Genomic DNA, 5,122 nt, shown 5'->3' on the forward strand with positions numbered 1-5,122 from the left:
CTTGGGAGCGGCTTCACCCCCAGGATGCGACGAGCCGACATCGAGGTGCCAAACCGGGCCGTCGATGTGAACTCTTGGGCCCGATAAGCCTGTTATCCCCGGAGTACCTTTTATCCGTTGAGCGACGGCGCTTCCACTTGCAACCGCCGGATCACTAAGGCCTGCTTTCGCACCTGCTCGACTTGTCAGTCTCGCAGTCAAGCTCCCTTACTACCTTTGCGCTCTACGCACGATTTCCATCCGTGCTGAGGGAACCATTGCGCGCCTCCGTTACGTTTTAGGAGGCGACCGCCCCAGTCAAACTACCCGCCTGGCACTGTCCGGCGCCCGGATTCACGGCACGCCGTTAGGAACCCAATACACCAAGGGTGGTATCTCAAGGACGGCTCCACGCCAGCCGAAGCCGGCGCTTCACAGCCTCCCACCTATCCTGAGCAAGGTGCACCAGATCCCAATACCAGGGTGTAGTAAAGGTTCACGGGGTCTTTCCGTCTAGCCGCGGGTACTCGGCATCTTCACCGAGACTGCAATTTCACCGAGCCCCTCGTTGAGACAGCGCTGAAGTCGTTACGCCATTCGTGCGGGTCGGAACTTACCCGACAAGGAATTTCGCTACCTTAGGACCGTTATAGTTACGGCCGCCGTTTACCGGGGCTTGGCTTCGGTGCTTCGGGCGAACCCTAACACCTCCGCGTAACCTTCCGGCACCGGGCAGGCGTCAGCCCCTATACGTCGTCTTACGACTTAGCAGAGACCTGTGTTTTTGGTAAACAGTCGCTTCAGCCGTTTCTCTGCGGCCTCCTCGGGCTCCGCCGGCAAGCGGCTTCACCCTAACGAGGCGCCCCTTCTCCCGAAGTTACGGGGCCATTTTGCCGAGTTCCTTAACGAGGGTTAGCTCGATCACCTTAGTATTCTCTACTTGCCCACCTGTGTCGGTTTTGGTACGGGCACGTGCTTCCTCCCTAGAGGCTTTTCTCGGAGGCATGGCGTCGGGGAGTCGCCGGCCTCACGGCCAGCTCACATCGCGCCTCAGGTTATGCGGCCCCGCATTTCACTAGGGCCACCCCTACACGCTTGTCCCAGGTCAACCATCGCCTGGGTTCCCCTAGCCTTCCTCGTCCCCCCATCGGTGATAACGGAAGCGACGTGGTACAGGAATATCAACCTGTTGGCCATCGACTACGCCTTTCGGCCTCGCCTTAGGTCCCGACTAACCCTGGGAAGACGAGCTTTACCCAGGAAACCTTGGGCAATCGGTGGAGGGGATTCTCACCCCTCTTTCGTTACTCATGCCGGCATTCGCACTTCCCTGGCCTCCACCGCTGGCTCACGCCGCAGCTTCACCGGCCAGGGAACGCTCCCCTACCGCGCGCCCGATCCGCAGATCGGACGCACCCGCAGCTTCGGTGGCTAGCTTGAGCCCCGTTACATTGTCCGCGCCCGAGCACTTGACCAGTGAGCTGTTACGCACTCTTTAAAGGGTGGCTGCCTCTAAGCCAACCTCCTGGTTGTCTCTGCGCTCGGACATCGTTTTCCACTTAGCTAGCACTTTGGGACCTTAGCTGGCGGTCTGGGTTGTTTCCCTCTCGACGCAGAAGTTTATCCCCCTGCAACTGACTCCCGGGGTAAACGCGGTGGTCTTCGGAGTTTGCCTGAAGTCGGTAACCCGGTAAGGCCCCTAATTCAAACAGTGCTCTACGGCCACCGCGCAATTTACCCGAGGCTATACCTAAATATATTTCGGGGAGAACCAGATATCACTGAGCTTGATTAGCCTTTCACTCCTACCCACAGGTCATCCGCCCGGTTTTCACCCCAGGTCGGTTCGGCCCTCCACGAGGTCTTACCCCCGCTTCAGCCTGCCCATGGGTAGCTCGCTCAGCTTCGGGTCTACCGCCTGCGACTAAACGCCCTGTTCGGACTCGCTTTCGCTTCGGCTCCGCTCATCGCTTAACCTCGCCGCAGACGAGTAACTCGCCGGCTCATTATGCAAAAGGCACGCCGTCACGGCACAAAGGCCGCTCCGACCGCTTGTAGGCACACGGTTTCAGGTACTATTTCACTCCCCTTCCGGGGTGCTTTTCACCTTTCCCTCACGGTACTAGTCCACTATCGGTCACCAAGGAGTACTTAGCCTTGGAGGGTGGTCCCCCCTGCTTCAGTCCGCGTTTCACGGGCGCGGACCTACTCAGGATCGCCTGCCGGGAGGTCGCCGGGTTTCGCCTACGGGACGATTGCCCTCTCTGGTGCGCGGTTCCACACGCTTCGGCTACCCGACAACTTTGTAACTCCCGCCGGGTCGGACACAACCCGGAAGCAGACGTCCTACAACCCCCCACAGGCAACGCGTGTCCGCTTACACCTGTGAGGTTTGGGCTGGTCCCCTTTCGCTCGCCACTACTCGGGGAGTCTCGGTTGATTTCCTTTCCTCGGGGTACTGAGATGTTTCACTTCCCCCGCTTGGCCTCCACCGGCCTATGGATTCAGCCGGGGATAGCGCCGCATTACCAGCGCTGGGTTTCCCCATTCGGGAATCCACGGGTCACAGGCTATTCAGCGCCTCACCGTGGCTTATCGCAGCCGATCACGCCCTTCATCGCCTCTTGGTGCCTAGGCATCCACCGTGTGCCCTTACTATCTTGACGGTGATCTGAGCCGCACCGTTGTGCAGCTCGGTGAACCCGTCTGGCCACTGTGCAGTTTTCAAGGACCGGAGAGGCGACGTGCCCTCTGCGGACACGCGGTCTCTCAAAACTCAACAGCGCGCCCGCGCGTTTGCCGGTGGTCTTGGGGAAGGCGACGGCAGTAGGGACGCCGCCGTCCCTTCAACCACCCACGCGGCCAGGTTCGGTCGACCTTTCCACCCGCGCCGCAGATGCGGCGCGGGGCGCCTTGCGGCGCTCCCTAGAAAGGAGGTGATCCAGCCGCAGCTTCCGCTACGGCTACCTTGTTACGACTTCACCCCAGTCACGGGCCCCACCTTCGACGGCTCCCTCCCTTGCGGGTTGGGCCACCGGCTTCGGGTGTTGCCCGCTTCCGTGGTGTGACGGGCGGTGTGTACAAGGCCCGGGAACGTATTCACCGCGGCATGGCTGATCCGCGATTACTAGCAACTCCGGCTTCATGCAGGCGAGTTTCAGCCTGCAATCCGAACCTAGACGCGCTTTTTGGGATTCGCTCCGCCTCGCGGCATCGCAGCCCTTTGTACGCGCCACTGTAGCACGTGTGTCGCCCTGGGCATAAGGGGCATGATGACTTGACGTCATCCCCACCTTCCTCCGGTTTGTCACCGGCAGTCTCGCATGAGTCCCCAACTTAATGCTGGCAACATGCGACGGGGGTTGCGCTCGTTGCGGGACTTAACCCAACATCTCACGACACGAGCTGACGACAGCCATGCACCACCTGTGTGAGTGCCCCGAAGGGAGGGTGTGTTTCCACACCTGTCACTCACATGTCAAGCCCAGGTAAGGTTCTTCGCGTTGCGTCGAATTAAACCACACGCTCCGCTGCTTGTGCGGGCCCCCGTCAATTCCTTTGAGTTTTAGCCTTGCGGCCGTACTCCCCAGGCGGGACACTTATCGCGTTAGCTTCGGCACGGAGGGGGTCGATACCCCCCACACCTAGTGTCCATCGTTTACAGCGTGGACTACCCGGGTATCTAATCCGGTTCGCTCCCCACGCTTTCGCGCCTCAGCGTCAGGTTGAGCCCAGCGAGCCGCCTTCGCCACTGGTGTTCCTCCGGATCTCTACGCATTTCACCACTACACCCGGAATTCCACTCGCCTCTGCTCCCCTCCAGCCGAGCAGTCTCCCTGGCCCTCGCCCAGTTAAGCCGAGCGCTTTCACCAGAGACTTGCCCAACCGCCTGCGCGCGCTTTACGCCCAATAACTCCGGACAACGCTTGCCACCTACGTATTACCGCGGCTGCTGGCACGTAGTTAGCCGTGGCTTCTTCCTGGGGTACCGTCAGACCTTCGTCCCCCAGAAAAGGGCTTTACGACCCAAGAGCCTTCCTCACCCACGCGGCGTTGCTGCGTCAGGCTTTCGCCCATTGCGCAAGATTCCCTGCTGCTGCCTCCCGTAGGAGTCTGGGCCGTATCTCAGTCCCAGTGTGGCTGATCATCCTCTCAGACCAGCTACCGATCGCGGCCTTGGTAGGCTCTTACCCCACCAACTAGCTAATCGGCCGCACGCCCCTCCTCCAGCGCCCGAAGGCTTTCCTCAGCACCCCATCGGCTGCTGAGCGTATGCGGCATTAGACCCGCTTTCGCAGGCTTATTCCCCACCAGAGGGCAGGTTTCGTACGTGTTCCTCACCCGTCCGCCACTGAATGGCCCGAAGGCCACCCCGTTCGACTTGCATGCATTAGGCACGCCGCCAGCGTTTATCCTGAGCCAGGATCAAACTCTCCATCAAGCATTTCCCACCATCCAGCCCAACTTGCGCTGTCCTGGATGCAGTTGCCCTGATTGCCGGCCCACGCCCATGCTCGCACATGCACGCAGGCCGCGAGAGCCCCCGCTCGCACTCACTTCCACGATTCCCTTGGTAAGGTGCTCCCGCGCTCCTAGTAACGCGCGGAATCTCAATGTATCGCCTGTGGGCGCACTCGTCAAGCGCCCAACGCCAATCGTCGCACGTTCCCGCGCGTTACAATGAGGCGCACGGATACGGGCTCGCGGGCCGCCTCATCAGGAAGATGCGGTTCGCGAGCCGCGTGATGGTCGCAGGTCGAAACGCTGAAAGGAGCATATCATGCCGGTTGCCACGCTGAACGGGATCGACCTCTACTATGGCGATTACGGTCAGGGCACTGCGCTCGTTTTTGCCCATGGCGTTGGGGGCAACCATGCGAGCTGGTATCAGCAGATCGCCTTCTTCTCGCGCTGGTATCGGGTGATCGCCATCGATCAGCGCGGCTTTGGCAACTCGCACGACACGCCGGACGGCCCCGGCGCGGCCGCCTTCGTGGACGACCTCGCTGCACTGCTCGATCATCTCGGCATCGAGCGCGCAATCCTCGTCGCCCAGTCGATGGGCGGCGGTACTTGCCTCGGCTTCGCGCTGCGCTATCCAGAACGGACGCTGGCGCTCGTCATGGCCGACACCAGCGGCGGG

1 protein-coding gene and 2 rRNA genes are annotated in these 5,122 nt (G+C 61.1%); 1 reads left to right on the forward strand and 2 read right to left on the reverse strand.

What is annotated here, in order from left to right; translation table 11 throughout:
- Both VKV18_RS11410 and VKV18_RS11415 read right to left on the reverse strand, forming a co-directional pair.
- Window positions 1-2,645 (reverse strand): 23S ribosomal RNA (locus tag VKV18_RS11410); the annotation flags it as partial.
- A gap of 263 nt (window positions 2,646-2,908) precedes the next feature.
- Window positions 2,909-4,420, reverse strand: a 16S ribosomal RNA gene (locus VKV18_RS11415).
- A gap of 339 nt (window positions 4,421-4,759) precedes the next feature.
- On the opposite strand from VKV18_RS11415, the gene VKV18_RS11420 reads away from it, so the two are divergent.
- Window positions 4,760-5,122, forward strand: a 363-nt coding sequence (locus tag VKV18_RS11420) for an alpha/beta hydrolase (protein WP_324204331.1), incomplete at its 3' end; no start/stop codon positions are given.

Origin of the sequence: Chthonomonas sp., from assembly GCF_035294505.1 — a bacterium.
Lineage (GTDB): Bacteria > Armatimonadota > Chthonomonadetes > Chthonomonadales > Chthonomonadaceae > Chthonomonas.